A 26,576-nucleotide genomic window follows, 5' to 3' on the forward strand; every position below is an offset into this window, starting at 1 on the left:
GCGCCGATGATAGTGCGGATTCCCGTGTGAAAGTAGGTCATTGTCAGGCTAATATCCCGCAAACCCCTCGATTGGAAACAGTCGAGGGGTTTTGCTTTTGGGCGTCGCAGATTTTCTCGCTGCTTTCGGCGCTCATGCCTTAGAGATTTGAAGCATCACTGAGCCGTTTGTGCTCGAAGTTCCGAGGATCTTTGCCGCGATCAACTCGTCCACCAGTTCATTGGACCAATCGAGCAGGTCCCGGTCAGGAAAGAATCGTCGCCAAGTACCCACAAAGATGGGCGTTGATACCAGCCAGGCGAGCAACGCGTCGCGGGTACTGTGAACCACCTCAAGCATATGAAAGGCAGTGAGGGCCTTCGCCGCGTGCACCGCATGGCGATGAGGTTCCCGTCGAAAGTAGTCCAAGCGCTCGCGTGCAATTCCGATGGCCTTGGCGATGTCCGTAAATGGCGCCCCGTGACCGGGAATGATGATTTCGGGTTTCAACCGTTCGATGACGTCGAGTGTGGCAGCCACTTCCTCGAAAGCATCTTCGCCATCAAGCTCCGGAAAGACAATTCCGAAGCCCCGTTCCCACAGCGCATCTGCGGACAGCAGCGTCCCGCTGGATGGTTCATACAGGATCACCGAATGCGGATCGTGCCCCGGCGCGGCATGGACATGCCAATCCCTCCCTCCTTGACGAAGCACTTGGCTGGGCGTGAGCTTTCCCGCTGGCGTGAACCGATCGCAGCGCTGGCCGGTCGAGCGGTAGCTCAGCGCCGCCTCGTCCCAAGTCGAAATCGCGATGTACTCGCCCGGAGGAATGAGGATGGGACACCCATGCCGCTGCGCGATCAACGCATTCCCTCCGCAATGGTCGGAATGGAGATGCGTATTGACGATCAGGCGCAGCGACTCAGCCGGCCGCAAGCTGGCATCGAGTAAAGCGAGGGTCTGCTCTGCGTGGCTGGCGTAGCCGGTGTCGACAAGGACTGCGCCCTCCTCCGGGGATGCGCCATGAAGCACGACGTTGTTGGACGAGAGCCAACCCCGCTCCAGGACGGTGACACCCGACGGCAACAAGCAAGCGCCGCGGCCGTCACCGCGCGAGGCGCCCATCACTGCCGCAGTTCGCGTCGCAAGATCTTGCCGACGTTGGTCTTGGGCAGCTCATCGCGGAATTCGATGTACTTCGGCCGCTTGTAGCCCGTCAACTGCTTGTGGCAATAGGCGGCGAGGTCCTCCTCGGCGAGCGCCGGATCCTTCTTGATGACGAACAGCTTCACCGCTTCGCCGGAGTGTTGATCCGGCACGCCGATCGCCGCGCACTCGAGCACGCCGGGATGCAGGTTCACGACCTGTTCGATCTCGGTGGGATACACGTTGAAGCCGCTGACCAGAATCATGTCCTTCTTGCGATCGACGATGCGGGTGAATCCCTCCGCATCCATCACGCCGATGTCCCCGGTCTTGAAGAATCCATCCGGTCCAATCGCCTGCGCGGTTTCTTCGGGACGATTCCAATAGCCGGCCATGACCTGCGGCCCTCGGATGCAGATCTCGCCGCGCTCGCCGATTGGCAGGTCCTTGCCGTTGTCGTCGCGGATTGCGATCTCGGTGTTGGGCACAGGCAGGCCGATCGATCCATTGAACTGGGCCAGGTCGAGGCGATTCACCGTCGCCACCGGAGAGGTCTCGGAAAGCCCATAGCCCTCGACGACAGGGCAGCCGGTAATGCGCGCCCATTTCTCCGCAGTGGCCTGCTGCACCGCCATGCCGCCGCCATTCGAGATCACCAGCTCGCTGAAATCGAGTTTGGCGAATGCGGGATCGTTGGCCAGCGCATTGAACAAGGTATTGACCGCGGGGAACATGTTCACGCGGTAATTGCGCAGCGTCGCGATGAGCCCCGGAATGTCGCGGGGATTCGGAATCAGCAGATTCATGATCCCCATCCGCGCGCCCAGCATGTAGCAGGCCGTGAGCGCGAAGATGTGATACAGCGGTAGCGCGCAGACGATGGTCAGGGGCTTGTCGCCGAGCTTGTTCAGCATCGGCGCGAACCAGGCTTCGCTCTGCAGGATGTTGGCGACGATGTTCCGGTGCAGCAGGGTCGCGCCCTTTGACAGGCCCGTCGTGCCGCCGGTGTATTGGAGGAAGGCGGGGTCGTCCGGGCCGACCTGCACCGGCTTCAGCGACATGGCCGCGCCCTGCGCCAGCGCCTGATTGAAGCGGGAGACGCTGCGCCCGCCGGTCAGCGGAAGGCGGAACTCCGGCACCATCTTTTTCACGTGCCGGACCGCGAAGTTGATCAGCGGGCCACGCCACCAGCCCAGCATGTCGCCCAGGCCGGTCAACACCACATGCTTCACCTGCGTGCGGTCGATCACCTCCGAGAGCGTCTTGGCAAAGTTCTCGAGCACGATGATCGCTTCGGCGCCGGAGTCCTTGAGCTGGTGTTCCAGCTCGCGCGGCGTGTACAGCGGGTTCACGTTCACCACGACGAAGCCGGCCCGCAGGATGGCGGCGATGGTCACCATGTACTGCAGGACGTTGGGCATCATGATCGCCACGCGCGCACCGCGGACCAGGCCGCGCTGCTGCAGCCAGGCGCCCAGCGCCGCGGACAGCTCGTCGACCTGCGCGAAGCTCAGGCGCTGGTCCATGCAGGCGGCCGCGTCGCGGCGCGCATGCTTGCGGAATGCCTCCTCGAGCAGGGCCACCAACGAGGGATAGACGTCGACCTGGATCTCCGCGGGGACGCCCGGTGGGTAGTTCTTCAGCCAGGGCTTCGCGGCCGGTGGGGCGGTCGCCAGCGTCGCGGCGGTCGGTGCGGTGGTTGCAGTCATGTCTCCTCGTCGCGTTCTTGATGTGTCGGAGGGGCGCGCCCCTGAGGAACTGTCCATGCTGGCTGCTGGCGCGAAGGCGTCGTAGCGGGGATGCCCTAGGCCACCTCGTCACGTGAGGGACAACCGGTCGCCATTCCTTGGCCAGGCATGTCCATGCGCAGAGTTTTCCGAAGCGACGCCCTGGTCCAGCCCGCGCCTACACTCGTCGTTTTGATCGGGAGCCCGGATGAACGGCAGGCTGCAGCGCCTCACCTCGTTGTTTCGTTGGATCGTTGGACCGCTGTTGAGCCTGTGGGCCGGCAGTCACTGGGGGCCTTGGGTAGGGCTGGCGCTGCTCGCGCTTTTCGTGGCGGGGCCGCCCTTGGCGATGCTCCCCCACTTCCTGGTGTTGCGCTTCGTCCCGCCCGCGCCGGGGCTGCCGACCGCGCCGCTGGGCGACCTGCTACAGGCCTGGTGGCGCGAGGTTGTCGTGGTCACGAGGGTGTTCAATTGGCAGCAGCCCTGGGCCGAACATCGCGAGCCGGACTTCCTGCCGCCGCCAGCGCAGGCGCGCGGCCGCCGCGGCGTCGTGTTCCTGCACGGCTACAGCTGCAATCGCGGCCTGTGGAACGGATGGATGAAGGCCCTGCGGGCGCGCGGGACGCCGTTCATCGCGCTCACCCAGGAGCCGGCCTTCGGTTCGATCGACCGCTACGCGCCGCAGGTCGACGCCGCCATGCGCGCGCTCCATGACCGGACCGGCCTGGCGCCGCTCATCGTTGCCCACAGCATGGGGGGATTGAGCGCGCGCGCCTGGTGGCGCAGCCAGGGCCACCCCTTCGACCGTATCCATCGCATCCTGACGCTGGGCACGCCGCATCACGGCACGCTGCTGGCGAAGCTGGGCACCACCGAGAACGCCCGCCAGATGCGCGGCGATTCGGAATGGCTGAACGAGCTCGCGCGCCAGGAGCCGCCGCAGGTCGCGAGCCATTTCGATTGCCTCTACGGCCATTGCGACCAGATCGTCTTCCCGGCGGAGACGGCGGTGCTGCCCGGGGCTCGCGTGTTGCACCTGCCGGCGCGTGGCCACCTGCAGCTCGTGTTCGAGCCGCAGGCCTTCGAGCGGGCGCTGGCCCTGCTCGATGAGCCGGCCCAAATGAACACCGCCCAGCGGGTGAGCCGGGCGGGTTGAATCAGGATCGCGTCAGTGGGAAGTCAGCGCGGCGAGGCCGGCCGACATCCCGGACCATCAAGCGTCCGCCTTGAGCACGCCACGGCGGATCTGGTCGAGTTCGATGCTTTCGAACAGGGCCTTGAAGTTGCCCTCGCCGAAGCCTTCGTTGCCCTTGCGCTGGATGATCTCGAAGAAGATCGGGCCGATCACTTCCTTGGTGAAGATCTGCAGCAGCAGCTCGTGCGGCGCGCCCTGGTGCGCGGCGCCGTCGATCAGGATGCGCAGGCGGCGCAGTTCGTCCAGGTCCTCGTTGTGCTCGGGCAGGCGCTTGGTCACCAGGTCGTAGTAGGTGTCGATCGTGTCCTGGAAGACCACGCCGGTGCCCTTCATGCCTTCGACGGTGCGATAGATGTCGTCGGTTCCCAGCGCCACGTGCTGGATGCCCTCGCCGTGGTACAGGTCCAGGTATTCGGCGATCTGGCTCTTGTCGTCGCTGCTCTCGTTGATCGGGATGCGGATCTTCCCGCAGGGGCTGGTCATCGCCTTGGACTTCAGGCCGGTGAGCTTGCCCTCGATGTCGAAGTAGCGGACCTCGCGGAAGTTGAACAGGCGCTCGTAGAACTCGGCCCATTCCTTCATCCGTCCGCGGAACACGTTGTGGGTCAGGTGATCGATGTAGGTCAGGCCATGACCCTTGGGCGTGGACTGCACCGGCTTGCCCTCGGCATCGAGCAGCGGCACGAAATCGACGTCGTAGATGCTGATGTTGCCAATCTCGCCGGGCGCCGCGCCGTTCTTGCCTTGCCAGCGGTCGACGAAGTAGATCAGCGAGTCGCCGATGCCCTTGATCGCCGGGATGTTCAGCTCCATCGGGCCGGCCTTGTTGTCGAAGCCCCAGGCGCCGAGCTCCAGCGCGCGGCGGTAGGCGAAGGCCGCATCCTTGACGCGGAACGCGATCGCGCAGATCGACGGTCCATGCAGGCGCGCGAAGCGCTGGGCGAAGGCGTCCTTCTCGGCGTTGATGATGAAGTTGACGTCGCCCTGGCGGTACAGCGTCACATCCTTGTGGCGATGGCGGGCGACGGCGACGAAGCCCATCGAGGTGAACAGCGCGCCCAGCGCCGCGGGATCGGGCGCGGCGAACTCGATGAACTCGAAGCCGTCGGTGCCCATCGGGTTGTCCCAGGGGGTGAATGCCATGCTTGTCTCCGCTACCCCGTCAAGGGGATCTGGTCAGGAATGCGATGGCGTCACTGTAGGGGGAGGGGGGCGCAGGATTTTTGCGATCCAAGGCGCCCGAAAGAGGGATGGCGCAGGAATCCTGCAAGAATCACGGGATGGACAAGCAGATCGAGCTCGATGCGATCGACCGACGCATCCTCCACGCCCTCCAAGCCGACGGCCGCATGACCTACGACGCGCTGGCGGCGCAGGTGAACCTGTCCTCGTCGGCGGTGCTGCGGCGGGTGAGGCGGCTCGAGGAAGGCGGCGTGATCACCGCCTACGTGGCGCTGGTGAGCCCGGAGCGGGTGGGCCTCGGCCTGACGGCCTACATCAACGTGCGCCTGGAGAAGCACACCGAAAGCCACAAGCGCACGCCGATGGACCTGTTCCGCGCGGCGGTCCAGACCTGGCCCGAAGTGGTGGAATGCGCCGCCCTGACGGGGGAGATGGACTACCTGCTGCGGGTGCTGGTCGAGGACATGAGCCATTACGCCCGCTTCATCAGCGACACGCTGCTGCGCCACCCGAGCGTGCAGGACTGCAAGACCAGCTTCGTGCTGGACCGGCTGAAGGACACGACGGCGCTGCCGGTCTGAAGGTAGCGGCGGCGCTCAGCGCCGTTCCAGCACCACCGCGAGCTCGAACCAGCCCCGCTCGTGCGGGCGCTGCGTGTAGGGCGGCGCCGGCCATTTCCACAAGGCCTGCGGGAACAGCGCCCGCATCGCATTGATGTCGCAGTGGTAGGGCGGGCCGATGACCTGGCCGTGCTCGGACTCGTCGCGGCGCGCCTGCATGAACAGGGCGAGCAGTCGGCCGCCGGGTTTGAGCCAGCGCTGCAGCTGCTCGGCATAACCGGTCCACTGGTCGGGATGCAGCGCGCAGAGGCAGGTCTGCTCGTAGATCAGGTCCACCGGATGATCGGGCCGCCAGGCCAGCACATCGGCCTGCTCGACACGCCCCGGCACACCGGCCTCCTTGAGCGCGGCCCGGGCGATTTCCACCGCCGCCGGCGTGTAGTCCAGCCCGATCACGTCCAATCCCGCGCGGGCCAGCACCGACAGCTCGTGGCCGCGACCACAGCCCGGCACGACGATGCGGGCGCCGGTGGGCAACAGCCCGTCCGCCAACCACGCGGCCAGCTGGGGATGCGGCGCGCCGCGGTCCCAGCCGGTCTGCCCGGTCTCGAAGCGTTGTTGCCAGAACTCGCGGTCGGGGCCGGCCATGGTGTCTCCTCGCGTCGGTCGCATGCTGTCGGAGCGCGCAGCGTAACGCCGATGCGGCGCCGATGCAGCGCCCATGCGATGGCGTCGCGGCGATCCGCCGCCGCACCGCGGTTCAGAGCACCCCGTCGACCTCGTGGACCAGCTTGAGCGTGTGGGCGGGCGAGAGGTTCATCAGCGCGCCGATCTCGATCAGGTCGTCGGGCACGGCGGGGTTCTCCCAGCTCTGGGCGGTATGCCGCGCCAGCCGCACTGCCAGCGTCACGCTGCGGACCTGCGGATCGTTGGCCTTCTTGTCGTCGACGATGTGGGCGAGCAGCTCCGGCAGGTGCCAGCTGCGCATCAGCGCCTGTTCCAGGTCGCCGAGCTCGATGTTGAGCACCGCGCGCTGCGCCGCGACGCTGCGCAGCGCCGGATCGGCCTGCTGGCGGCGCTGGATCTCGAGCGCGAGGTCGGGGGCCTCGCACCACAGCAGCATCTCGGAGAAATCGTGCAGCAGCGCGGCGCTGTGGATGACCGCGGCATCGGGATCCGCGCGGTGCGCCGCGAAGCCCAGCGCGAAGCGCGCGGCGCGCTCGGCGCGGTGCAGCACCCGCTGCACGCCGGCCAGCGCGTCCGGGCGCGAGGCCAGGCGCTGCTCGACCGTCGGCTGCGCGCCGAAGGCCTTGAAGAAGGGGGTGATGCCCATCAGCACCAGCGCGGCGGTGACCGTCTCGGTGTCGGTCAGCAGCCGGCTGGAGCGCTGCGACGCGGCATGCGCCAGCAGCTTGAGCGTCATCAGCGGATCCTTGCTCAGGATCTCGCCGAGCAGGTGCGCGTCGACCGCGTCCTCATTGGCACGCCAGATCTCCAGCTGCTCGGCCGTGCTGGCCAGCACCGGGATCTCCATGCCGCGCAGGTGCGCCGTCCACGCCGCCAGGTCCGGCAAGGGCCGGGTCAGAGGCTGGAACGGCGGGGGAACCGGCGGATTCCCCGCTCCGCTCCCGGACGGGGCAGAGGCAGCGGGCGGAACGCTCTGGGTCATGAAGCGAGGTCGCCGCGCGGGCGGCGGTACACGGTGATCGTTCATCGTATATCGGCTCGGCGCCCGCGAGCTTGATCCCCACCGCGGCCACGGCGACCGCGAGCCAGACCGGCATCACAGCCGTTGCACACCCGCGAGGGTGCCCTGCAGTTGGCCGTCGACGTAGAGCCGGCCGGCGCCGTCGGCGTCGCCGTGGAACTCCAGCCCGGCGGCCGGTTCATCGCGGCGGGGCGCCGGAGCGACCTGCCACGCCCAGCTGATCAGGCGCCCGCCGGCGCCCAGCAGCAGGATCGCCAGCCAGCCCCGCAGGGTCTGCTGGCGGGCCAGGCCATGCATGCGGCCCGGCATCAAGGTGATCTCTTGCATGTCTTGTCTCCCTGGGCGGCCTGCGCCGGACCGGGAAGACGTCCCGATCCGTCGGAGGCGGCCCGTTCAAGGGCTGAAGTCGTCGTGCCGCTGAAGCGCGCGCTTCAGGGCTTGCTGTTCCTGCTGGCGTCGACCGCCGGCGGTGGGGCCGTGACGGCCCGCTGAACGGCCGTGGCTCAGGGCCACGAAGGGATTGCGCGGCTTGCGCGGTGTCATTGCGAGACGCGGACGGGGAGTGATGAACTGGGCCATGGCAGCCTCCTGTGATGACGGACGGGACGGAAGGGAAAAGGGAGCGCCTCGGTCCCGGGACGGGCGCCAACTGCGCGGCCGTTGCGGCGGGGGCTCCAAAGTTGCGCAGATGATAAACATCTGATTATCAAGCGCAAGCGGTTTTTATCTGGCGTTGTCCCTCGGCGACGGGACGACGCCGCGCCGGGAGCCAGCGCCTCGGCGGCGGGGCGGCAGCGGTTACGCGCGCAGGCGCACACCTACGCACGCCGAGGGCCGAGGACCAGGCGGGACAGAAGGCGGAACGGAAGGGGCGAGGGAGGTCGAGGGGCTTGCCGGCGTGACGCCGCCGGGCGCGAGTTCAGCGCTTCTTCGGCTTCAGCGGCGCGATGCTCTGCTGCAGCTTGCGCCAGTCGTCGACGTCGGAGGTCGCCGGCGCGGCTGCCCGCGGTGCGGGCGCGGGCAGCGTATTCGGAGCGGGCGGGGTCAGCACCTCGCCCAGCAGGTCGAGCAGCCGGGTGCGGGCCCGCTGCGGATGGCGGCGGTAATAGGTCAGCACCAGGCCGACGATGAAGCGCTCGTCATCGTCCTGCGGCAGGCTGGGGGAGTTGTCCGCTGCGGCCGGCCGGTGCGCGCTTGATAAAGCCCCGTTGCTCTGGGAGATACCGCCCGAGCCTGCGGCGGCGGTGCCCGGCGCCCCGTGTTCCTGGTCCATCCAGCCGTTGGGCTTGTGGCTGAGCTGCTCGAACTGGCGGGCCAGCCGCTCGCCGATCTGGCGCGAACGGCTCTTGATCTGGCTCCAGTAGCTAGGCTGGATCTGCAGGCGCTCGGCAAAGCGGCGCTCCAGGCCGCGCAGGGCGGCGGCATCGGGATGCTTGATCGTCGCGGCGACGAACTCGTCGAACAAGCGCATCGCGTTGTCCAGGCGGATCTGCGCGACATCGCGGGGGGCGGAACACATCCCGCAATGATAAAGCTTCGTTCACAAACGCCTGGCCCACCGCCTCCGACCGGCCCCCGCGTCACAGGGGATCGGCGTCCCGACGATCCCCGGCGGATGGGGGATTACTCCTCGTCCTTCAGGTGGTAGCCCGCCGCCAACTGGGCCTGCGTGTTGGGGGGCACCGGTTCGTAATGGGACAGCACCATCGTGTAGCGCCCCTGCCCGCTGGTCATCGCATTGAGGCGGTTCTGGTAGGCGCTGAGCTCCGCCAGCGGCGCCAGCCCCTCGACGCCGATCTGCCCCGGCACGCTGGCGCGGGTGCCCAGCACCTGGCCGCGCCGGGACGCCAAGTCGCCGGTGATGTCGCCGGTGGCATGTTCCGGGGCGCTGATTTCGACCTGCACGATCGGCTCCAGCACCACCGGGCGCGCCTCGCGCACCGCGGCGATCAGCGCCTTCTTGCCGGCGGTGATGAAGGCGATTTCCTTGGAGTCCACCGAATGGTGTTTCCCGTCGAAGACCGTCACGCGCAGGTCCACCACCGGGTAGCCGGCCACCACCCCCTGGGCGAGGGCCTGGCGCACCCCCTTCTCGACGGCCGGCATGAACTGGCCGGGGATGGTGCCGCCCTTGACCTCGTCGCGGAACTCGAAGCCGGCGCCGCGCGCCAGCGGCTCGATACGCAGCCAGACCTCGCCGAACTGACCCGCGCCGCCAGTCTGCTTCTTGTGGCGGTAATGCCCCTCGGCCTTGGCCGAGATCGTTTCCCGGTAGGCGATCCGCGGCGGCTGGGTCTGGACGTCGAACTTGTAGATCTCCTTGAGCCGCTCCAGCAGCACGCGCAGATGGAGTTCCCCCAGCCCGTAGACCAGCGTCTCGCCACCCTGCGCGCCCAGGCCGTCCTGGTCGCCGCCGCGTTCCAGGCGCAGGCAGGGGTCCTCCTCGACCAGGCGCGACAGCACCTCCCACAGCCGCTGTTCGTCTCCATGGCGGCTGGGCCGGATCGCGATGCCATGCACCGGCGTCGGCAGCGCCACTGGCGCCAGGTGCAGGTGCTCGTCCTCCGGCGCGTCGTGCAGCACCGCGTCGTAATGCAGCTCCTCGAGCTTGGCCAGCGCGCACAGGTCGCCGGGCAGCGCCTGCTCGATCTCCACATGCTCCTTGCCCTGGAGCATGAACAGATGCGCCACCCGCACCGCCTTGCGGGCATGCCCGACGTAAAGCTGCGCGTTCCTGCGCAGCGTGCCCTGATGGACGCGCAGCATCGCCAGCTTGCCGAGGTAGGGGTCGGACTGGATCTTGAAGACGTGCGCCACCACGTGCCGGGCCGGATCCATGGTGATGACCAGCGGCTCGGCCTCCTCGCCCTCGCGGCGCAGGAACTGCGGTGGATTGGCCTCGTAGGGGTTGGGCAGCAGCTTCTCGATGACGTCGAGCAACTCCGCCACGCCGGCGCCCGTGCGGGCGGAGACGAAGCACACGGGGATCAGGTGGCCCTCGCGGAAGGCCTGCTCCAGCGGCGCGTGGAGCTCGGTCGCCGGCACGTCGCCGTCATTGAGGTAGCGGTCGACGAAGTCCGGATCGACCTCCACCACCTGCTCCACCAGCGCCCGGTGGGCGGCCTCGACGGAGCCGAAGTCGCTGTCGCCGCTGCAGCCGAAGAAGCAGTCCTGGACGCGCGTGCCGCCCGCGGCCGGCAGGTTCAGCGGCAGGCATTCGCGCCCGAAGGCCTCCTGCAACTGGCCCAGCAGCGCCTGCGCATCGACGCCGGGCGCGTCGATCCTGTTGACGACGATGAGCCGCGTGAGCCCGCGGCCGGCGGCGGCCTCCATCATCCGCTTGACCATCAGCTCCAGGCCGTTCTGCGCGTTGACGACGATCGCCACCGACTCGACCGCCTCCAGCGCGGGCAGCGCCTGGCCGATGAAGTCGGGCGCGCCCGGGGTGTCGAGCAGGTGGACGCGCAGGCCGTTGTGCAGCAGGTGCATCTGGGCCGCCTGCAGCGAGTGCTGCATCCGTTTCTCCAGCGGGTCGTGGTCGCTGACGGTGCTGCCTTTCTCGATGCTGCCGGCGCTCTTGATCGCGCCGGCCTTCAGCAGCAGGGCCTCGGCCAGCGAGGTCTTGCCGGCGCCGGCCGGGCCGGCCAGCGCCAGGGTGCGGATCGCCGCGATGCCGGGATGCTGGGGCACCGCGGCGCTGCCTGGGCTGCCGGCGGGGGCGCCTTCCAAGTCAGAGGTGGGACTGGGGCACATGGCTCGCTCCTCTCGGGAAGAGTTGGACGTGGGTCTGGAGCCGGATTGCGGCCAGCGTAGAGGAAGCGCCGGGCCCGCACAAGGCCAGGGCCATCCGGGCCGCGGGTCGCCGGGCGCGGCGGCGTGCACGCCGATTGCCCCGCGCGCACGGGGCATCGACGACGGCGGGGCCGATGCGCGCGCCCGGTCGCACCGACGCGCGGGACGCCTAGACTCCCGGACTTCACGGCATCGTGACGCGGCTGCCGGGGCCGCGGCCTTTCACCCGGATCAGGAGAGCGGACATGAGCGTGGCGGAATGGATGTCGACCTTGGCCGTCGCCGCGGCGGCGGTGGCCTGCGGCGGTGGCGGCAGTGGCGGTGAAGACACCGCCGTGCCGTCGCAGCCCGGCGGCGGTGCCGCGGCGCCGACGCTGCAGACGCTCAACAACGGACTGGACCGCCCCTGGGGCCTGGCGCAACTGCCGGACGGCCGGCTGCTGGTGACGCAGAAGGGCGGCGCGATCGTGCGGCTGTCCGCGACCGGCCGGACGGAGGCCACGCTCTCCGGCCTGCCCCCGGTGCTGGACAGCGGCCAGGGCGGCCTGCTGGGCATCGCGATCGATCCGGACTTCGGGACCGCGGGCAGCAACTGGGTCTACTTCGCCTACGCGGAGGCGGGCAGCGGCAGCGAAGCCGGCAAGGCCGGCACGACCGTGGCGCGGGGCCGGCTCGAGGGCGACGCGCTGACCGGCGTGCAGGTGATCTTCCGGCAGGCGCCCAAGGTCGACGGCAGCGGGCATTACGGCTCGCGCCTGGTCTTCGCGCGCGACAAGACGCTCTACATCACCACCGGCGAGCGCATGAAGGGCAGCCCGTCGCAGGACCTGCAGCAGACGCTGGGCAAGGTGATCCGCGTGAACCGCGATGGCGGCATTCCGTCGGACAACCCGAGCTTCGCCGGCGGCGCGCGGCCCGGCATCTGGAGCTACGGCCATCGCAACATCCAGGGCGCGGTGCTGCATCCGCAGACCGGCGAGCTGTGGATCACCGAGCACGGCCCGCAGGGCGGCGACGAGCTCAACATCGCGCGCGCCGGCAAGAACTACGGCTGGCCGGTCAAGAGCTACGGCTGCCCGTACGGCTCGCCGGTGGGTGATGCCTGCCGCATCGGCGGCGGCACGCACGCCCCCACCTACGTCGAACCGCTGACGACCTGGACGCCGATCTCGGTCGCGCCGGCGGGCCTGGTGTTCTACACCGGCAGCATGTTCCCGGAATGGCGCGGGCAGCTGATCTCGGGATCGCTGGCGGGCACGGCGCTGTGGCGCATCGCGATCAACGGCGAGACCGTCACGGCCAAGGAAAAGATGTTCGGCGACCTGGGCGAGCGCTTCCGCGATTTGATCCAGGCGCGCGACGGCGCGCTGCTCATCGTCACCGACGGCGGCAAGCTGATGCGGCTGTCGCGCTGACCGCTGACGCGCATCGCGTCAGGGCAGGCGCTTCCAGTAGAGCGCGGTGCCGCGCAGCTCGCCCTGAGGGCTGGTGGCGAAGTCCGGGATCTCGCCGGCGCGCTGGAAGCCCTGCGCGCGATAGAAGGTCTCGGCCGGCGAGTCGACCTCGGTGTCCAGCACCAGCAGCCGCAGGCCCTCGTCCCGCGCGACGCGCTCCAGCGCGGCCATCAACTGCGCCGCCACGCCCCGCCGGCGTGCGTCGCGATGCACCATCAGCTTCTGCACCTCGGCGCGATGGCGCCCGTTGGGCTTGCTGCAGATCGACAGCTGCACCGTGCCGAGCGCCCGGTCGCCGTCGCGGCAGACCCACAGGCGGTGTCGCGGGCCGAGCTGGTCGAAGACGCCTTCCCAGTACTCGCGCATCTGCGCCTCGTCGATGTCCTCGAGGAAGCCGAGCGAGCCGCCGCCGTCGATGACGTCGAAGAACAGCTCGCCGAGCGCGGGCATCCAGTCGCGGTCGGTGCCGCGGAGGTCGATCAGTTCCATGGGGATTCCTGGTGGAGCGGGGAGGAGGCGGTCGCCACGGCGGCGCGCAGGGGCTTGCCCAGGCACACCGCGTCGGGGCGATCGACGTAGGCGCCATAGCGGGGGATCTCGGAATAGCCGTGGCGCCGGTAGAAGCGCAGCGCGCGTTCGTTGACGCGGCGCGTCTCCAGCCACAGCGCGCGGTAGCCCATGGCGAGCGCCTCGCGCTCCAGCGCCGCCAGCAACGCGGCGCCGACGCCGCGCGTGCCGTCGCGCGCGAACATCCGCTTGAGTTCCGCCACCGGCGCCTCACCGGCCTGCGCGAGCGGCCGGACCGCGCCGCAGCCGAGCAGCGCGCCGCCGTCGCCGCGAGCCACCAGGAACACCGAGCGCCCCTTGGGCATCGAGGCGGCGTCGAAGCGGCTCGCGCCGGAATCGCCGCTGAGCGATGCCAACCGTTGGTTGAGCTGGTGCATCAGCAGCACCGCGTCGGGGTGGTCGACCGACACCGCTTCCAACATCACGGCGATGCAAGGTACGGCAGATTGGCCAATCGCAGGCGTTTGTGGCATTGTTCAGGCTTCGTTTGAACCAACGATCAAATCCTAACCAATGGTCAGTAAATCGACAAGCGGCGGGCGGGCGCCCCTGCCGGATCCGCGCCCGAGCGGTCCGAAGGGCCTGCACCCCACCGCGGGCGTCGTGCAGGCCGGCCCGGCGGGCGCGGCCGACGCGCGTCCGGCCGCCAAGCCGCAACCGCGCGTGCGGCAGAAGGTGGCCAAGCCGGAAGGGCCGCTCAAGCGGCAGGCCCAGCGCAAGGCGATGAGCGATGCAGGCGCCGAGGGCGCGAACGCGCTGGCACCGTCAGACGAGGCGGGGCTGCCGCCGACAGCGTCGCAGCAGCGTCGCGCGGCGCACAAGCAGGCGCTGGAAGCCGGCATCCTGGCCGCCGCGCGGGAGCTGTTCGCCGAGCGCGGCGCCGAGGCGCTGACGCTGCGCGAGGTGGGCGCGGCGGTCGGGTACTCGCACGCGACGCTCTACAGCTTCTTCCATGACAAGGGCGAGCTGCTCGCGCGGCTCGCGCAGGACAGCCTGCAGGCGGTCCTGACGCGGCTGCAGGGCGCGGTCGACGGCGCGGCGCCCGGCGGCGAGGCGGCCGCGGTGGCGCGGGCCTTCGTCTCCTGGGGTCTGCAGCATCCGCACGACTACCGGCTGCTGATGCTCGACACGCCGGTCGCGTTGCGTGAGGCGCTGATCACGGGCCTGGACGCGTTGATCGCGCCGGCCGCCTTGCCCGCCGCGCGCGCCGCCGCGCTGTGGTCGGGCCTGCACGGGCTAGTGATGCTGGAGCAGGACGGGCTGGCGCTCGGCGGCGCGGTCTCGCGGGCGAAGCGGGTGGAGGCGCTGCTGGCCGGGCTGGTCGGCGCCGGGTGAGGCGCGCCGACCGTCGTCCAGGCGCGGGCTCGGACCGGGCGCGGGCTCAGACCAGGTGCGGCAGGCGCTTGTAGTACAGCACCGCGGTCTGCAGCTGGCCTTCGGCGCCATGGCAGTGGTCCGGGATCTGGCCGGCGCGTTGCCAGCCGAGGTGCGCGAAGACCGCCTCGGCCTGCGAATCGGCGCAGGTCTCGAGCTGCAGCAGAAAGCGCCCCTGCGTCGCCGCCGCGCATTCCAGGCGCGCCATCAGCTGGCCCGCCACGCCGCGGCTGCGTTCCTCGCTATGCACCATCAGCCGCTGGACCTCCCCGCGGTGGTGCGCATTCGCCAGCGGGCACAGCGAGAGCTGGACCGCGCCCAGCAGCCGGCCGGGACCTTCGGACTCGCAGGCGATCCACAGCATGTGGTGCTGGCCCAGTCGCGCGAAGACGCCATGCCAGTAGTCCAGCGCCTGGTAGCGCGACAGCGGCGCCAGGAAGCCCAGCGTCGCGCCGAGATGGACGTTGTCGATCAGCAGGTGGGTCAGGGCGGGCAGCCATTGCAGGTCGCGGGACGACAGCTTGAGGATCTCGATCGGCGCGCGCTCCAGTCGTGGCAAGGCGGCGGTATCGCTGGCCTGTGGATGGAGGGCGCGCGCGGCTCGGGGGTGGACGGCCGTGGGGCTGAGGGCGACGTGCATGGGCGGGAACTCCAGGTGGGACTGCGGCTGCCCGACCGATCTCGTGAATCGCGGCCGGGACCTGGAAAACCCTGACGCAAACGTCATGCCAGCTCCGCGCGAGGCTGCATCGCGCGGGCGATTGCCGCGCGGCGCCGGCTCAGGCTCAGGCTCAGGCGGGCACCGCCACGCTGAGTTCCGCCTCGAGCCCCGGCTCGGCGCACAGGCGGCCCTTGCCCTGGCGCTTGGCGGCATACAGCGCGGCCTCGGCGCGGTGCAGCAGGTCCTCGATGTTGCGGTCGCCGTTGCGCAGCTTGGCCCAGCCGGCCGAATAACCGAGCGTGAAACCGAGCTCGCGCGGCGCCAGCGCCAGCAGCGCTTCGCGGACGCGGCGGTCGAGCGCCGGTGGCCCGACCAGGTCCGAGCGCGCCATCATCACCGCGAAGCGCTGGCCATCGATGCGCGCGACGACGTCGCCCAGGCGCTTCTGCTCGTCCAGGCAGCGGGCGAACAGCGCGATCGCCTGGTCGCCCTTGAGCTCGCCGTGGGTGGCGTTGATCGCCTTGCAGCCGTCCAGGTCCATGACCAGCAGCATCAGCGGCTCGCTGTAGCGACGCGCCATCGAGATCATGTCCACCGAGCGCTGCTGGAACGCGCGCCGGTTGGCCAGCCCGGTGGCGGCGTCGACCTGGGAGAGGCGGCGCAGCTCGACCTCGCTTTCGCCGCGCCAGGCCACCAGGATCGCGATCGCGGCGGCCAGCACGCAGACGTTGGCCACGACGGCGAAGGCCATGTTGAGCGGATGCGGCGCGTCGAAGCGCGGCAGGTTGCCGGTGTCGAAGCCGGCCAGGTAGGCGCGGGCCAGGTTGAGCAGCGCCAGCAGGCCCAGGCTGACGGTGAACAGCAGGCGCCAGCGCAGGTGGCCGACGGGGCCGCGCTTGACCGGCTGCATCAGGCTGACGCAGAACGCCAGCATCTGCAGGCCGATGCAGCCGTTGGACCAGGCCAGGCGCAGCGCGTAGTTGTCCCAGCCGGCGCCGTAGCCGACCATGACCAGCACCGGCATGCCGTACTGGAAGAAGCGGCCGAGCCGCCCGGGCAGCCAGCGGTCAGCGGCCATCCACAGCAGCGTCACGCTGGCGCTGAGCAGGCCCAGCGCTGCGGTCGCGGCCAGGCGCGAGCCTTCGGGCGGCAGCAGCAGCAGGGCCCAGCCGGCGGCCTGGGCGGCGGCGCCGAGTTGCGCGCGACGGGCGGCGATGCTGTCGCACCAGCCCAGCAGCAAGGGCAGCAGCAGCGCCAGCGCCAGGGACTGGATCAGCATCAGGCTGAACAGCGTCGGGACGTCGAAACGCATACGCGCGGCACCCGCCGGCGAGGCGGGCGTGAGCTGGTCATGACCGGCGATTGTGGCCCCGATGCGGCCGCGCACGTAAAGTCGCGGCCCCATGAGCCTGACGACCACCCTCCCGTCCGCCCAAGCTCGCCGGCCGGGCGTGCCGTTCGCCTTCGCCGGCGGATATGGACCGCACTGCGGCGGCGTTCACGCGCTGGTGGGGGAGAGCGGTGGCCGCGTGCGGGCGCGGCTTGCGGCACCGCTCGAAGGCAGCCCGACCTGGCTCCATCTGGCCGAGGACGGACGGCGGCTGCACGCGCTGCTCGAGGACAGTCACGAGCTCGCGAGCTTCGCGGTCGATCCCGACGACGGGGCGCTCACGCTGATGTCGCGCGTCGCGACGGGCGGCACGCTACCGGTGCATCTCGCCTTCGACGACAACGCCGGCCGCGCGCGCGAGGCATGGATCGCGCATTACGGCGATGGCAGCGTGCGGCGCGCGGTGGTGGAAAGCGACGGTGCGCTGCGTGCGCCCGATCGGTCGATCGCTCCCCGGCCCGGCGCCGAGCCGCATGCGCACATGGTGCGCCGGCATCCGCGCTGGCCGCTGATGCTGACCACCGACCTGGGCCAGGACCTGCTGCGCGTGTGGCGCGTCGATGAAGGCGGGGAGATGCCGATCGAACTGGAGGGCCTGTCGCTGCCGCCGGGCAGCGGCCCGCGCCACGTCGTCTTCCACCCGAGGGATGCGGGGCAGCTCTACCTGCTCAACGAGGCCGCGAATGCGCTCGACTGGCTGGGCCTGGACGAGGCCGGCCGGCTCACGCACCGGCTGCGGCTCAGCAGCCTGCCGGCGGGTTTCGAAGGGCTGAGCTACGCGTCGGACCTGCTCGTCACGCCCGACGGCCGCCGGCTCTTCGCGCTGAACCGGCTGCATGACGCCATCGCCGTCTTCGACGTGGATGCGGACGGCCGCCCGTCCTGGCGCGGCGAAGTCTGGGCCCAGGGCAGCTACCCGCGCAGTGCGACGCTGAGCCCGGACGGCCACGAGCTCTGGGTCAGCCTGCAGCGCAGTCATCAGCTCTGCGTGTTCCGGCTCGACGGCGAGGCGCTGCCGCGCTTCGACGGCCGCTTCATCGCCATGCCGGGCGCGGCCTGCGTGGTGTTCCGCTGAGCGACGGACAGGCAGGGCAGCGGCGACGCGACGACGCCGCGATCGCCCATCGCGCGACCTGATCAGCCGAACTGCCGCCGGTAGCGCGAAGGCGCGGGCAGTCCCAGCAAGCGGAAGTGCCGCCGCATCGACTCCGGCGAGCCCAGCCCCGAGAGATCGGCCACCGCCTCCACGTCCAGCGACTCGCGGGTCTCGAGCAGCTCCTTCGCGATGGCGACGCGCTCGCGCGTCAGCCATTCGAGCGGTGCCAGGCCGGTGGCCGCCTTGAATCGGCGCTGCAGGGTGCGCGCGCTCATCGCGGCGCGATCGGCCATCGACGCGACCGTGTGGGCCTCGCGCGGATGCGCGCGCAACCAGTCCTGCAGCACGGCGATGGGGCTGGATTCGTCGCTGGGCATCGGCCTGGGCACGAACTGCGCCTGGCCGCCCTCGCGATGCGGCGACATCACCAGCCGCTGCGCCACCGCGTTGGCGATGCGTGCGCCGTGGTCGCGCCGCACCAGGTGCATCAGCATGTCCAGCCCGGCGGCCGAGCCGGCCGAGGTGATCACCTGGCCCTCGTCGACGTAGAGCGCGCCGGGATCGACCTCGATGCGGGGGAACTCGCGGGCGAGGCGCTCGGCATAACGCCAGTGGGTGGTCGCGCGCCGGCCATCGAGCAGCCCCGCGTGCGCGAGCACGAAGACGCCGGAGCAGATCGTGCACAGCCGCGCGCCGCGCGCATGGGCGGCGCGCACCGCCTTCAGCAGCGGCTCGGGCGGCCGCTCGGCGGCATCGCGCCAGCCGGGGATGACGACGATGTCGGCGCGCCGCAGCATCGCCAGCGTGTGGGGCGCCTCGACGCGCACGCCGCCGGTGCCGCGCAGCGGGCCGGGCTCGGCCGCGCAGATCGCGTGGCGGTACCAGGCCACGCCGAGCTCGGGCCGGTCCAGCGCGAACAGCTCCACGGCGCAGCCGAACTCGAACATGCAGAGCCGGTCGTAGGCGAGGATCGCGACCAGCGGCGCCTGGGTCGAGGCGGCCGCCTGGGCCGATCGGCTCGACCTGGCGGCGTTGGCGCGGGCGGCGACGGGCCTCGCGTCGGCGGTGCTGCCCTTGCGGGGAGAGGGGCTGGATTCATGACGGGCGCGTGGCATGGCGCGATGTTACCGATACGCGGCATTCCGGCCACTCGTGCATGACACCACGCTTGGCGACACTGGCTGCCATCGATCCCCACCCAGCAAGGAACCCCCGATGAGCTCGCATGTCTCCGCCATTCCCGCCGCGCCCAGCGCCCAGGCGCTCGCCCACTTCGAGCAGGCCTTCGCCTTCGAGACCGACTGCTGGGACGTCCACGACGCGTTCTCCCGCGGCGTCCAGGACTTCGTGCTGCTCGACGTGCGCAGCCACGAGCTCTACCAGCGCGGCCACCTGCCCGGTGCGCTGAGCCTGCCGCACGGCAAGATCACCGAAGGCAAGATGGCGGCGTATCCGAAGGACACGCTGTTCGTCGTCTACTGCGCCGGCCCGCATTGCAACGGCGCGCATCGCGGCGCGGTGCGGCTGGCCCGGCTCGGCCGGCCGGTGAAGCTGATGATCGGCGGCCTGACCGGCTGGATCGACGAGGGCTTCGAGGTCGAACGCGCGCTGTCGCCGGTCGTCGCCGCGTCCTGACGCGATGCTCGGCGGGCGTCAGAGCCGGTCCAGCACCGGCGCCCAGTGCGCGCTGAGCTTGCGGTAGCCGGCGCTCGTCGGATGGATCTCGTTGAGCCAGTCGGCGGTCGCGCCGGTGTCGGTCACGCGTGCTGGCGTCAAGGTGCCCTGCGTGTCGACGACGTGCACCGATCCATCGGGCGTGGTCGCCGCGATCTGGAACAGCAAGGCCTTCAGCCGACGCAGCATCAACGCGCTCACGGCGGCCCATGCGTCCGGCGGGATGCCGTACTTCACGAGCGAGGGCTGCAGCCAGGGGCCGCGGCCGAAGCCCGCGCCGCTCGGACGCGGTACGGCCAGGTCGTAGGTGTGCAGCACCACCGGGATGCCGCGGTTGAGGCCCCGGTCGCGCTCTCGCAGCAGTTGCCGCATGACCGCATCCAGGTGAACGCTGAAGGTCTGCCAGCCCGCGTCGGAGAGATAGCGGTCTTCCGCGACGCCTGAGCCCCACTCCGCCTGTGTGGCGAGGAGGCGCAGCGCTGCCGGCTGCGTCGGGTCGACCGCGGCCGCCTCGATCAGGTCGTTGCCGCCGCCGGACAGCAGCAGCGCGCTCCAGCGGCGGGACAGCGGGCCATTGAGGTGGCGCAGGAAGCGGCGTTCCCGGACCGTATCCGTCATGCGCCTCAGCACGGCGCCGGGCGAGGCGAAATTGACCGCGCAGGCGGCGGTCCGTGTCGACATGCCGTCGAACAGGTTGGAGGACTGCAGCGGCAGCCCGCCCATCGAGAACCAGGAGTCGCCCTGGGCGATGAACTGCCGGTTGAAGTCGGACAGCGGCGCCGGTCTGTCCGGGTGTTCGACCTCGTCGGGCGTGAAGACGGTGATGACGGGCATGGAGGACCGCCGCGCCTTACTTCACCGGGATGACGGTGCCGCGGTCCACCGGCACGGCGGTCACGCTGTTCTGCGGCGAGCCCTCGATGACGCGGTCCGAGTAGGTCAGGTAGACCAGCGTGTTGCGCTTGGCGTCGACCATGCGGACGACGCGCAGCCGCTTGAACACCAGGGAGGCGCGCTCGGAGAACACCTCCTCCTGCCGCGGCAGCGGCTTGGGGATGCTGATCGGACCGACCGCGCGGCAGGCGATGGAGGCCTCGGACTTGTCCTCGGCCAGCCCCAGGCCGCCCTTGATGCCGCCGGTCTTCGCGCGCGAGACGTAGCAGGTCACGCCGTTCACCGCCGGGTCGTCGTAGGCGTCGACGACGATCTTGTGGTTCGGGCCGATGAACTTGAACACCGTGCTCACGTCGCCGATCTCCTCGGCGTTCGCGCCCATGCAGGCGGTGGCGAGCAGGCTCAGCGCCAGGGCGCCGAGGGACAGGACCGCCGGACGGCGAGAGCGGGAGGAACGGGGGCTAGGCATGCTGGGGACTCCTTTGGCCCGCGGTTGTAGCACGCGTCGCGTCAACAAACTGCGACGGGATCCAGCGGTCGCGCCAGCCAAGGAAAGGCCGCTCGACGGTCCGGTAGAGCAGCCATCCGCCCAGCAGGCAGGCCGCCGCGATCACCGGCACCGCCGCGCCCGAGGTGCGCGTCAGCCCGACCGCCGCCAACGGCTGGATCAGCGCATGGGCGATCGGCTTGTGGGTGAGGTACAGCGCGTAGGACCAGCGCGCCAGCGCATTCGCGCCCGGGACCTCGACGCGGGACAGCGCGCCACGCGGTGCGAGCGCCGCCAGGGTCAGCAGCCCGAAGCTCCATGCGAGCGCGCTGTAGCCCCAGCTGCTCATCGCGTGGCCATAGCCGTAGCCCTCGATGTAATAGAAGTGCAGCATCAGCGTGAGCATGCCGATGCTGGCCGTGACGCCGACCGCCAGCAGCATCCGCGAGCGACGCATCAGCGCGGCCCACAGGTCCGCATGGCCATGCTTCAGCAGGGCGATGGCGACGCCGGGCAGGAATTCGTCCAGGCGCGCGAGGCTGCCGTAATAGAGCTGCGGGTAGTAGCCGAGCGACGGATCCTGCGTGCCGTAGCGCCGCCACAGGTGATCGCGCCACGCGATGGCGGCCAGCGTCAGCCCGGCGATCAGCGACCAGGCCAGCACGCGTCGGCCCGACTTCAGTGCCGCGCCCAGCATCAGCGCGGCGGGGAGCATCAGGTAGAACTGCTCCTCGATGCACAGCGACCAGGCGTGCGAGAACGCCGTGCCGGGCGCCAGGCCGATGTTCTGGGTGAAGGTCAGGAAGCGCCACAGCGGGGGCGGCTCACGGCCGCCCATCAGTGGGGGCAGCAACAGGTAGAGCGCCAGCACGACGTAGAAGTTGGGCAGCGTGCGCAGCAGGCGCCGGCCATAGAAGCGCGGCAGCGACAGGCGCTCGCCGCGCGCGATCCCGCCCATCAGCTGGTTGGCGATCAGGTAACCGCTGAGCACGAAGAACAGGTCGACGCCGGCCCAGCCGATGCGGCTCAGCCAGCCGAAGGTCGACTCGCCGCTGACGAAGACCTGGTAGTGGTAGGCGAAGACCAGCAGGATGGCCGCGGCACGCAGCGTGTCCAGGCCATGCAGGCGCGGGGTGCCCGAGCCGGGCAGGGAAGGGGAGGACATGGGAAGCAAGGAGCCGGCTTCGAGGCGGCGTCGTTGGAATGGCGGCGATTCTCGGCACGCCGCGCGGCGCCGGCGCCATCCTGCGACGAAATCGCCCGCGCGATGGACGAGTCGGCAGCGCGAGAACCGTTACGCGCGTTACGCGGCTCTCGAGCGTCGCGCGACCGATGCGCCTATCCCAACACCACCGATGCCGCCGACATCACCGGCGCCATGGGCACTTCAGGCGCGATGGCGCTCTCGACTGTCCGTGGGCGCCTCGTCGCGTGCCTGCATGCCGTAATCGCGGAGCACTGCGGCGACGCGCAACCGGTAGTCGGCGAACACGCCCGCGCGGCCCTCCGATTGCGCCTGGCGATGCGCCTCCAGGCGCCGCCAGGCCTGCACCGCCGCCTCGTCGCGCCAGAAGGACAGCGAGAGCAGCTTGCCCGGGTCGGTCAGGCTCTGGAAGCGCTCGATGCTGAGGAAACCATCGATCTCCTGCAGCAGGGGCTTGAGCTCGGCGGCGAGCTCGAGGTAGCGGTCGCGACCGTCGGCGCTGGGCGTGACTTCGAAGATGACGGCGATCATGGGTAAAGCTCCTCGTCCTTGAATTGCGGGATGTCCATGTTGGGCAACGCCAGCGGCGCGACGGCGGTCGGCGGACGCAGCCCCGGTTGCTCGGCGAGCCACTGCAGCGCCGCCTGCGAGATGCCCAGCGCCAGGCCTTGTCCCGGGCAGCGATGGGCGCCGTCGCCGAAGGGGTGGTCGCTGCCGGCCAGCGGCACGGTCACCGGCGCGGGGGGCTGTTGCCGGACGTCGAAACGCCGGGTCATGCGCACGGCGCCGCCCTCGCGTGCCAGGCGCAGCAGGGCCGCGCGCGTCGGCGCGCCGCCCATCCACGAATCACCGAGCAGCGCATGGCCCAGCAGCGCGGCGCCCGCTTCATGGCTCTGCCAGATCAGCGCGAGCCGGTTCGCGGTGAACGCGGCGCGATCGGTCCAGCGCGAGGGCGCGGCGTGCCGGAGCAAGGTCCATTGCAGCGGCGCATCGGGTGCGCGGTGCTCGGCGTCGTCGAGCGCGCCCAGCAGCGTCGCCACCGCCTCGCCGCCGACGCGGACCGCCTCGCCCGTCGCCTGGGCGCCCAGGCCGGCCGCCATCGCGCGCAGTTGCCCGTGCAGTCGACGCTGGGCCGCGAGCTCGTCCATGGGCAGGCCCAGCAGGCTCGCCACCGTCGATGCCGGGACCGCCCAATGCCAGTGGGACCAGCCGCCCTGCGCGGCGATGACTGCCTGGCGACGAGCATGGGCGCGGACGTCGTCATCGGAGAGCGCCAGCAGCGCGCGCGACAGCGCCGCCTTCTCCGGCGCGTGGGCCGCGTCGTCGCGTTGTCGCAGCCAGCGCAAGAAGACCTCGGCCAGCGGCCCGCCCTGGGCGCGCAGCGGTGGCGGCAGTGGCTCGTCCGGCGGCCGCATCCGCAGCGCGGGGTCGAGCAGTGGAGCGAGCGGCGCATCGATGCTCAGCGCGTCGGCGATCGGGGCATCGGCGTCAACGGCATCAGCGGCATCAGCGGCATCAGCGGCGCCAACGACCTGGGCATCGGCCTCGTGCCGCGCATGGAAGGGACAAGCAGTCATCGCGTGGGCGCCCGGGTGGGCGAGGGATGGGGAGATGGGGGAATCTTCGCGATGGATCGCCGGGAACGCTTCGCTTAGCATCGAAACATGATTGACGCCCCCACCGCCGACGAGGCGCTGGCGCACATCGCCGCTAGCATGGCCGAGCCGGTCCGCGCGCGCATGCTCTGCTGCCTGATGGACGGCCATGCGCGCACCGCCACCGAGCTGGCCGCCGTCGGCGAGGTCGCGGCCTCGACCGCCAGCGCCCACCTGGCCAAGCTGCTCGCGCAGGGGCTGGTCGGCTGCATGGCCCAGGGCAAGCACCGCTACTACCGGCTCGCGGGCGCCGAGGTGGGTCAGGCCCTGGAGGCGATGCTGGTGCTGGCCGGCCTGCCGCGCCCGCGCTTCGAGCCCAGTACCCCGCCCGCACTGCGCCAGGCGCGGCGCTGCTACGACCACCTGGCCGGCCATTGGGGCGTGCGGCTGCACGACCACGCGCTGCGCCAGCGCTGGATGACGCCCGATCCCGACGAGGCCCGCGGTTACCGCTGCACCGACGAGGGCCTGGACGCGTTGCGCGCGCTGGGCGTCGATGTCGCCGCGGCCACCGGCGCGCGTCGACGGCGCCTGGCCTGCGCCTGCATGGACTGGAGCGAACGCCGGCCGCACCTGGGCGGCGCGCTGGGCGCGGCCTGGCTGCAGGCGATGCTGGCGCAGGACTGGCTCGACCCCGATCCCGACAGCCGCGCGCTGCGCGTCACGCGGCGCGGACAGGCCCGACTCGAACGACTGCTGGAGGACACGACGACATGAGCACCTCGATCCATGTGGGCATCGGCGGATGGAACTTCGAACCCTGGCGCGAGACCTTCTACCCGAAGGACCTGCCGGCGTCGCGCGAGCTGGAATACGCCAGCCGCAAGCTGACCGCCATCGAGGTCAACGGCACCTACTACTCGACCTTCAAGCCGGCCACCTTCGCGAAGTGGCGCGACACCGCGCCCGAGGGCTTCGTGTTCTCGCTCAAGGCCAACCGCTTCGCGACCAACCGGCGGGTGCTGGCCGAGGCCGGCGAATCGGTCATGCGCTTCATCGACAGCGGCGTCGCGGAACTCGGGCCCAAGCTCGGGCCCATCGTCTGGCAGTTCGCGCCGAGCAAGCGATTCGATCCCGTCGACTTCGGCGCCTTCCTGAAGCTGTTGCCGGCGCAGTCCGGTGGCGTGGCGCTGCGCCACGCGCTCGACGTGCGTCACGAGAGCTTCCGCAGCGCCGAGTTCCTGGCGATGGCGCGCGACCACGACGCCGCCGTCGTGTTCACCGAGTCGGACGACTACCCGCCCATCCCGGACCTGACCACCGACTTCGTCTACACCCGCGTGATGCGCACCCGGTCCGAGCTGGTGACCGGCGTCACCGAGGAGGAACTCGACGGCATCGCCGCCAGCGCCTCGCGCTGGGCCTCGGGCGGCCAGCCGGACCGCCTGCCGCTGGTCGAGGCCGACCGCACGCCGCCGCGGCGGCCGCGCGACGTGTTCGTGTTCTTCATCAGCGGCGCCAAGGAACGCGCGCCCGCCGCCGCGATGGCGCTGATCGACCGCCTGACCTGAGCATCTCTTCCGGAGCTTCGTCCGAGCTTCGTCCGGGTGCCACGGCTTGACGCCAACTTGACGGCTCGGGCCCGCGATGTAGGGGGACGGCCGTCGGTCCGGGATCACTACACTCGCTCGTCATGGCGTCCATCCACATCCCCACGCTGATGTTGGCGCTGCTGAGCGGCTTCGCGATGCTCGGCGTGCAGCTGTGGGCGGCGCAGCGCAGCCGGCTGCGCTACCTGGATCTGGCGGTGTGGACCTGGGGCTCGTGGACGCTGCTGGCCGGCTTCGCGATGCTGACGGCCCGGCTGGTGGTGCCGGTGTGGGTGTCGGCGCTGCTGGGCAACGGCCTGATCGCGCTGGGCATCGTGTTCTACAACGAGGCCATCCATCGCCACGTGCTGGGCCGCTCGCTGCCGCGCTGGATGTGGTGGAGCGCGCCGTTGGGGGCCTGGACGCTCACGGCCTGGATGCTGACCTGGCCGCTGGCGCTGCGCACCAGTGCGATCTCGCTGGTCTTCGCACTGCTGCTGTGTCCGGCCATCCTCGTGCTGCTGGGGCCGGGCTGGCGCGGCGAGTCGTCGCTGCGCGCCGTCGGCCTGACGCTGGTCGCCGCGGCGACCAGCCTGCTGCTGCGCAGCGTGCATGCGCTGACCAATCCGGAGGAGTACCGCGACCTGATGCAGAGCAGCCTGGGCCAGGGCCTGACCTTCCTGTTCAGCTTCATCTGCCTGATCGGCGCGGGCTTCGGTTTCGTGCTCGCCAATTTCGAGCGCATCGCGCGTCGCATGGAGGAGATGGCCTCCACCGACGGCCTCACCGGCTGCCTGAACCGGATGACGGCGGATGCGCTGTTGCGGCATGAGCTGGAGCGCGGTCGACGCGAAGGCACGCCGCTGGCCTTCGTGCTGCTGGACCTGGACCACTTCAAGGACGTCAACGACTGCCACGGCCACCATGCGGGCGACGATGCGCTGCGCGCCTTCGCGGCGGAGGTGCGCGCCCGGCTGCGCGCGTCGGACGTGGTGGGGCGCTGGGGCGGGGAGGAGTTCGGGCTGATCCTGCCGGCCACCGACGGACCGGGCGCGGCGCGCCTGGTGGAACAGATCCGCGAAGCGGTGGCGACGCTGCGGCTGTGCGACGGCGAGGGCCACGACTTCGCCCTGACCGTCTCCGCCGGCATCGCGGTGGCGGCGCCGGGCGGACAACTGACCGCCGACCAGCTGTTCATGCGCGCCGACCGCGCGCTCTATCGCGCCAAGGACGGTGGCCGCAACAACGTGCAGCTGCACGACAGCGGCTGGGAGCTCGGCATGGAGAGCCCGGCGGCCTGAG

Annotated in this window: 28 protein-coding genes; 9 read left to right on the top strand and 19 right to left on the bottom strand. The window is 70.5% G+C overall.

What is annotated here, in order from left to right:
• Window positions 1–132 precede the first annotated feature (132 nt).
• Both FHT37_RS21015 and FHT37_RS21020 read right to left on the bottom strand, forming a co-directional pair.
• Window positions 133–1,104, bottom strand: a complete 972-nt coding sequence (locus FHT37_RS21015) for an MBL fold metallo-hydrolase (RefSeq protein ID WP_183484250.1) — start codon at window positions 1,102–1,104, stop codon at window positions 133–135.
• The gene (locus tag FHT37_RS21020; RefSeq protein WP_091719710.1) at window positions 1,104–2,834 is read right to left on the bottom strand and encodes a long-chain-fatty-acid--CoA ligase; all 1,731 of its coding nucleotides are present in this window, start codon (window positions 2,832–2,834) and stop codon (window positions 1,104–1,106) included. The genes FHT37_RS21015 and FHT37_RS21020 overlap by 1 nt, the downstream gene beginning before the upstream one ends.
• Before the next feature lie 226 nt (window positions 2,835–3,060).
• Between FHT37_RS21020 and FHT37_RS21025 the strand changes: the two genes are divergently transcribed.
• Complete coding sequence (locus tag FHT37_RS21025) at window positions 3,061–4,008, top strand: triacylglycerol lipase (RefSeq protein ID WP_183484253.1); 948 nt, start codon at window positions 3,061–3,063, stop codon at window positions 4,006–4,008.
• 57 nt (window positions 4,009–4,065) lie between these two features.
• Here FHT37_RS21025 and hppD read toward each other — a convergent pair whose 3' ends face one another.
• Window positions 4,066–5,190, bottom strand: a complete 1,125-nt coding sequence (gene hppD / locus FHT37_RS21030) for a 4-hydroxyphenylpyruvate dioxygenase (RefSeq protein ID WP_091719716.1) — start codon at window positions 5,188–5,190, stop codon at window positions 4,066–4,068.
• A 137-nt stretch (window positions 5,191–5,327) separates the two neighbouring features.
• Between hppD and FHT37_RS21035 the strand changes: the two genes are divergently transcribed.
• Complete coding sequence (locus FHT37_RS21035; protein ID WP_091724875.1) at window positions 5,328–5,810, top strand: Lrp/AsnC family transcriptional regulator; 483 nt, start codon at window positions 5,328–5,330, stop codon at window positions 5,808–5,810.
• A gap of 15 nt (window positions 5,811–5,825) precedes the next feature.
• Here the strand turns inward: FHT37_RS21035 and FHT37_RS21040 are convergent, their stop codons facing one another.
• The 6 genes from FHT37_RS21040 to fusA all read right to left on the bottom strand — a co-directional run bounded on the left by FHT37_RS21040 (window position 5,826) and on the right by fusA (window position 11,250).
• Window positions 5,826–6,437, bottom strand: coding sequence for a methyltransferase domain-containing protein (locus tag FHT37_RS21040; RefSeq protein ID WP_091719721.1), 612 nt, complete (start codon window positions 6,435–6,437; stop codon window positions 5,826–5,828).
• A gap of 112 nt (window positions 6,438–6,549) precedes the next feature.
• The gene (locus tag FHT37_RS21045; protein WP_254783146.1) at window positions 6,550–7,362 is read right to left on the bottom strand and encodes an HDOD domain-containing protein; all 813 of its coding nucleotides are present in this window, start codon (window positions 7,360–7,362) and stop codon (window positions 6,550–6,552) included.
• Window positions 7,363–7,572: 210 nt separating this feature from the next.
• On the bottom strand, window positions 7,573–7,824 hold the full coding sequence (locus FHT37_RS21050; RefSeq protein WP_183484256.1) for a hypothetical protein: 252 nt from the start codon (window positions 7,822–7,824) through the stop codon (window positions 7,573–7,575).
• Window positions 7,825–7,890: 66 nt separating this feature from the next.
• A complete protein-coding gene (locus FHT37_RS21055; protein ID WP_141225176.1) occupies window positions 7,891–8,076 on the bottom strand; it encodes a hypothetical protein in 186 nt (61 codons plus the stop codon).
• Between the two features lie 340 nt (window positions 8,077–8,416).
• Window positions 8,417–9,016, bottom strand: a complete 600-nt coding sequence (locus FHT37_RS21060; protein WP_183484259.1) for a hypothetical protein — start codon at window positions 9,014–9,016, stop codon at window positions 8,417–8,419.
• A gap of 104 nt (window positions 9,017–9,120) precedes the next feature.
• Window positions 9,121–11,250: an elongation factor G gene (gene fusA / locus FHT37_RS21065; RefSeq protein WP_183484262.1), complete on the bottom strand. Its 2,130-nt coding sequence runs from the start codon at window positions 11,248–11,250 to the stop codon at window positions 9,121–9,123.
• A 284-nt stretch (window positions 11,251–11,534) separates the two neighbouring features.
• Here fusA and FHT37_RS21070 point away from each other — a divergent pair, with 284 nt between their 5' ends.
• Window positions 11,535–12,704, top strand: coding sequence for a PQQ-dependent sugar dehydrogenase (locus FHT37_RS21070; protein WP_183484265.1), 1,170 nt, complete (start codon window positions 11,535–11,537; stop codon window positions 12,702–12,704).
• An 18-nt stretch (window positions 12,705–12,722) separates the two neighbouring features.
• Here the strand turns inward: FHT37_RS21070 and FHT37_RS21075 are convergent, their stop codons facing one another.
• Together FHT37_RS21075 and FHT37_RS21080 are read right to left on the bottom strand one after the other, a co-directional pair.
• A complete protein-coding gene (locus FHT37_RS21075; protein WP_183484267.1) occupies window positions 12,723–13,232 on the bottom strand; it encodes a GNAT family N-acetyltransferase in 510 nt (169 codons plus the stop codon).
• Window positions 13,223–13,732, bottom strand: coding sequence for a GNAT family N-acetyltransferase (locus tag FHT37_RS21080; protein ID WP_183484269.1), 510 nt, complete (start codon window positions 13,730–13,732; stop codon window positions 13,223–13,225). The genes FHT37_RS21075 and FHT37_RS21080 overlap by 10 nt, the downstream gene beginning before the upstream one ends.
• A gap of 91 nt (window positions 13,733–13,823) precedes the next feature.
• Here FHT37_RS21080 and FHT37_RS21085 point away from each other — a divergent pair, with 91 nt between their 5' ends.
• Complete coding sequence (locus FHT37_RS21085) at window positions 13,824–14,645, top strand: TetR/AcrR family transcriptional regulator (RefSeq protein ID WP_183484272.1); 822 nt, start codon at window positions 13,824–13,826, stop codon at window positions 14,643–14,645.
• A 46-nt stretch (window positions 14,646–14,691) separates the two neighbouring features.
• Here FHT37_RS21085 and FHT37_RS21090 read toward each other — a convergent pair whose 3' ends face one another.
• Window positions 14,692–15,324, bottom strand: a complete 633-nt coding sequence (locus tag FHT37_RS21090; protein ID WP_183484275.1) for a GNAT family N-acetyltransferase — start codon at window positions 15,322–15,324, stop codon at window positions 14,692–14,694.
• Window positions 15,325–15,475: 151 nt separating this feature from the next.
• Window positions 15,476–16,657 carry a GGDEF domain-containing protein gene (locus FHT37_RS21095; protein ID WP_183484278.1) on the bottom strand — a complete coding sequence of 394 codons (1,182 nt, stop codon included), beginning with the start codon at window positions 16,655–16,657 and terminating at the stop codon, window positions 15,476–15,478.
• 91 nt (window positions 16,658–16,748) lie between these two features.
• Between FHT37_RS21095 and FHT37_RS21100 the strand changes: the two genes are divergently transcribed.
• Window positions 16,749–17,810 carry a beta-propeller fold lactonase family protein gene (locus FHT37_RS21100; RefSeq protein ID WP_183484281.1) on the top strand — a complete coding sequence of 354 codons (1,062 nt, stop codon included), beginning with the start codon at window positions 16,749–16,751 and terminating at the stop codon, window positions 17,808–17,810.
• 62 nt (window positions 17,811–17,872) lie between these two features.
• Here the strand turns inward: FHT37_RS21100 and ftrA are convergent, their stop codons facing one another.
• Entirely contained in the window at window positions 17,873–18,946 is a 1,074-nt protein-coding gene (ftrA, locus tag FHT37_RS21105) for a transcriptional regulator FtrA (protein ID WP_183484283.1), read from the bottom strand.
• Between the two features lie 100 nt (window positions 18,947–19,046).
• Here ftrA and FHT37_RS21110 point away from each other — a divergent pair, with 100 nt between their 5' ends.
• Complete coding sequence (locus tag FHT37_RS21110) at window positions 19,047–19,466, top strand: rhodanese-like domain-containing protein (RefSeq protein WP_183484286.1); 420 nt, start codon at window positions 19,047–19,049, stop codon at window positions 19,464–19,466.
• An 18-nt stretch (window positions 19,467–19,484) separates the two neighbouring features.
• Here the strand turns inward: FHT37_RS21110 and FHT37_RS21115 are convergent, their stop codons facing one another.
• The 5 genes from FHT37_RS21115 to FHT37_RS21135 all read right to left on the bottom strand — a co-directional run bounded on the left by FHT37_RS21115 (window position 19,485) and on the right by FHT37_RS21135 (window position 23,667).
• Window positions 19,485–20,339, bottom strand: coding sequence for a hypothetical protein (locus FHT37_RS21115; RefSeq protein ID WP_183484289.1), 855 nt, complete (start codon window positions 20,337–20,339; stop codon window positions 19,485–19,487).
• Between the two features lie 16 nt (window positions 20,340–20,355).
• Window positions 20,356–20,781, bottom strand: a complete 426-nt coding sequence (locus tag FHT37_RS21120) for a CreA family protein (RefSeq protein ID WP_233217840.1) — start codon at window positions 20,779–20,781, stop codon at window positions 20,356–20,358.
• Window positions 20,782–20,860: 79 nt separating this feature from the next.
• A complete protein-coding gene (locus FHT37_RS21125) occupies window positions 20,861–22,051 on the bottom strand; it encodes an acyltransferase (RefSeq protein ID WP_183484294.1) in 1,191 nt (396 codons plus the stop codon).
• Between the two features lie 222 nt (window positions 22,052–22,273).
• Entirely contained in the window at window positions 22,274–22,621 is a 348-nt protein-coding gene (locus tag FHT37_RS21130; protein ID WP_091719785.1) for an antibiotic biosynthesis monooxygenase, read from the bottom strand.
• Window positions 22,618–23,667, bottom strand: a complete 1,050-nt coding sequence (locus FHT37_RS21135) for a hypothetical protein (RefSeq protein WP_183484297.1) — start codon at window positions 23,665–23,667, stop codon at window positions 22,618–22,620. The genes FHT37_RS21130 and FHT37_RS21135 overlap by 4 nt, the downstream gene beginning before the upstream one ends.
• A 90-nt stretch (window positions 23,668–23,757) precedes the next feature.
• Here FHT37_RS21135 and FHT37_RS21140 point away from each other — a divergent pair, with 90 nt between their 5' ends.
• From FHT37_RS21140 to FHT37_RS21150, 3 genes are all read left to right on the top strand, one after another.
• Window positions 23,758–24,462, top strand: coding sequence for a helix-turn-helix transcriptional regulator (locus tag FHT37_RS21140; protein WP_091724877.1), 705 nt, complete (start codon window positions 23,758–23,760; stop codon window positions 24,460–24,462).
• Window positions 24,459–25,256, top strand: coding sequence for a DUF72 domain-containing protein (locus tag FHT37_RS21145; protein WP_183484300.1), 798 nt, complete (start codon window positions 24,459–24,461; stop codon window positions 25,254–25,256). The genes FHT37_RS21140 and FHT37_RS21145 overlap by 4 nt, the downstream gene beginning before the upstream one ends.
• A 122-nt stretch (window positions 25,257–25,378) precedes the next feature.
• Complete coding sequence (locus FHT37_RS21150; RefSeq protein ID WP_091719795.1) at window positions 25,379–26,575, top strand: GGDEF domain-containing protein; 1,197 nt, start codon at window positions 25,379–25,381, stop codon at window positions 26,573–26,575.
• Window position 26,576: the final 1 nt, after the last annotated feature.

Origin of the sequence: Mitsuaria sp. BK037 (assembly GCF_014193045.1) — a bacterium.
GTDB lineage: Bacteria > Pseudomonadota > Gammaproteobacteria > Burkholderiales > Burkholderiaceae_C > Roseateles.

Excerpts from the sequence above, each read along its gene's own strand:
- FHT37_RS21055 (WP_141225176.1), bottom strand. The coding sequence starts at position 8,076 with ATGGCCCAGTTCATCACTCCCCGTCCGCGTCTCGCAATGACACCGCGC.
- FHT37_RS21150 (WP_091719795.1), top strand. The coding sequence starts at position 25,379 with ATGGCGTCCATCCACATCCCCACGCTGATGTTGGCGCTGCTGAGCGGC.
- FHT37_RS21020 (WP_091719710.1), bottom strand. The coding sequence starts at position 2,834 with ATGACTGCAACCACCGCACCGACCGCCGCGACGCTGGCGACCGCCCCA.
- FHT37_RS21090 (WP_183484275.1), bottom strand. The coding sequence starts at position 15,324 with ATGCACGTCGCCCTCAGCCCCACGGCCGTCCACCCCCGAGCCGCGCGC.
- FHT37_RS21100 (WP_183484281.1), top strand. The coding sequence starts at position 16,749 with ATGAGCCTGACGACCACCCTCCCGTCCGCCCAAGCTCGCCGGCCGGGC.
- FHT37_RS21115 (WP_183484289.1), bottom strand. The coding sequence starts at position 20,339 with ATGCCCGTCATCACCGTCTTCACGCCCGACGAGGTCGAACACCCGGAC.
- ftrA (WP_183484283.1), bottom strand. The coding sequence starts at position 18,946 with ATGCCACGCGCCCGTCATGAATCCAGCCCCTCTCCCCGCAAGGGCAGC.
- FHT37_RS21015 (WP_183484250.1), bottom strand. The coding sequence starts at position 1,104 with ATGGGCGCCTCGCGCGGTGACGGCCGCGGCGCTTGCTTGTTGCCGTCG.
- hppD (WP_091719716.1), bottom strand. The coding sequence starts at position 5,190 with ATGGCATTCACCCCCTGGGACAACCCGATGGGCACCGACGGCTTCGAG.
- fusA (WP_183484262.1), bottom strand. The coding sequence starts at position 11,250 with ATGTGCCCCAGTCCCACCTCTGACTTGGAAGGCGCCCCCGCCGGCAGC.
- FHT37_RS21130 (WP_091719785.1), bottom strand. The coding sequence starts at position 22,621 with ATGATCGCCGTCATCTTCGAAGTCACGCCCAGCGCCGACGGTCGCGAC.
- FHT37_RS21040 (WP_091719721.1), bottom strand. The coding sequence starts at position 6,437 with ATGGCCGGCCCCGACCGCGAGTTCTGGCAACAACGCTTCGAGACCGGG.
- FHT37_RS21025 (WP_183484253.1), top strand. The coding sequence starts at position 3,061 with ATGAACGGCAGGCTGCAGCGCCTCACCTCGTTGTTTCGTTGGATCGTT.
- FHT37_RS21120 (WP_233217840.1), bottom strand. The coding sequence starts at position 20,781 with ATGGGCGCGAACGCCGAGGAGATCGGCGACGTGAGCACGGTGTTCAAG.
- FHT37_RS21095 (WP_183484278.1), bottom strand. The coding sequence starts at position 16,657 with ATGCGTTTCGACGTCCCGACGCTGTTCAGCCTGATGCTGATCCAGTCC.
- FHT37_RS21060 (WP_183484259.1), bottom strand. The coding sequence starts at position 9,016 with ATGTGTTCCGCCCCCCGCGATGTCGCGCAGATCCGCCTGGACAACGCG.
- FHT37_RS21080 (WP_183484269.1), bottom strand. The coding sequence starts at position 13,732 with ATGTTGGAAGCGGTGTCGGTCGACCACCCCGACGCGGTGCTGCTGATG.
- FHT37_RS21145 (WP_183484300.1), top strand. The coding sequence starts at position 24,459 with ATGAGCACCTCGATCCATGTGGGCATCGGCGGATGGAACTTCGAACCC.
- FHT37_RS21070 (WP_183484265.1), top strand. The coding sequence starts at position 11,535 with ATGAGCGTGGCGGAATGGATGTCGACCTTGGCCGTCGCCGCGGCGGCG.
- FHT37_RS21135 (WP_183484297.1), bottom strand. The coding sequence starts at position 23,667 with ATGACTGCTTGTCCCTTCCATGCGCGGCACGAGGCCGATGCCCAGGTC.
- FHT37_RS21075 (WP_183484267.1), bottom strand. The coding sequence starts at position 13,232 with ATGGAACTGATCGACCTCCGCGGCACCGACCGCGACTGGATGCCCGCG.
- FHT37_RS21050 (WP_183484256.1), bottom strand. The coding sequence starts at position 7,824 with ATGCAAGAGATCACCTTGATGCCGGGCCGCATGCATGGCCTGGCCCGC.
- FHT37_RS21035 (WP_091724875.1), top strand. The coding sequence starts at position 5,328 with ATGGACAAGCAGATCGAGCTCGATGCGATCGACCGACGCATCCTCCAC.
- FHT37_RS21085 (WP_183484272.1), top strand. The coding sequence starts at position 13,824 with ATGGTCAGTAAATCGACAAGCGGCGGGCGGGCGCCCCTGCCGGATCCG.
- FHT37_RS21125 (WP_183484294.1), bottom strand. The coding sequence starts at position 22,051 with ATGTCCTCCCCTTCCCTGCCCGGCTCGGGCACCCCGCGCCTGCATGGC.
- FHT37_RS21110 (WP_183484286.1), top strand. The coding sequence starts at position 19,047 with ATGAGCTCGCATGTCTCCGCCATTCCCGCCGCGCCCAGCGCCCAGGCG.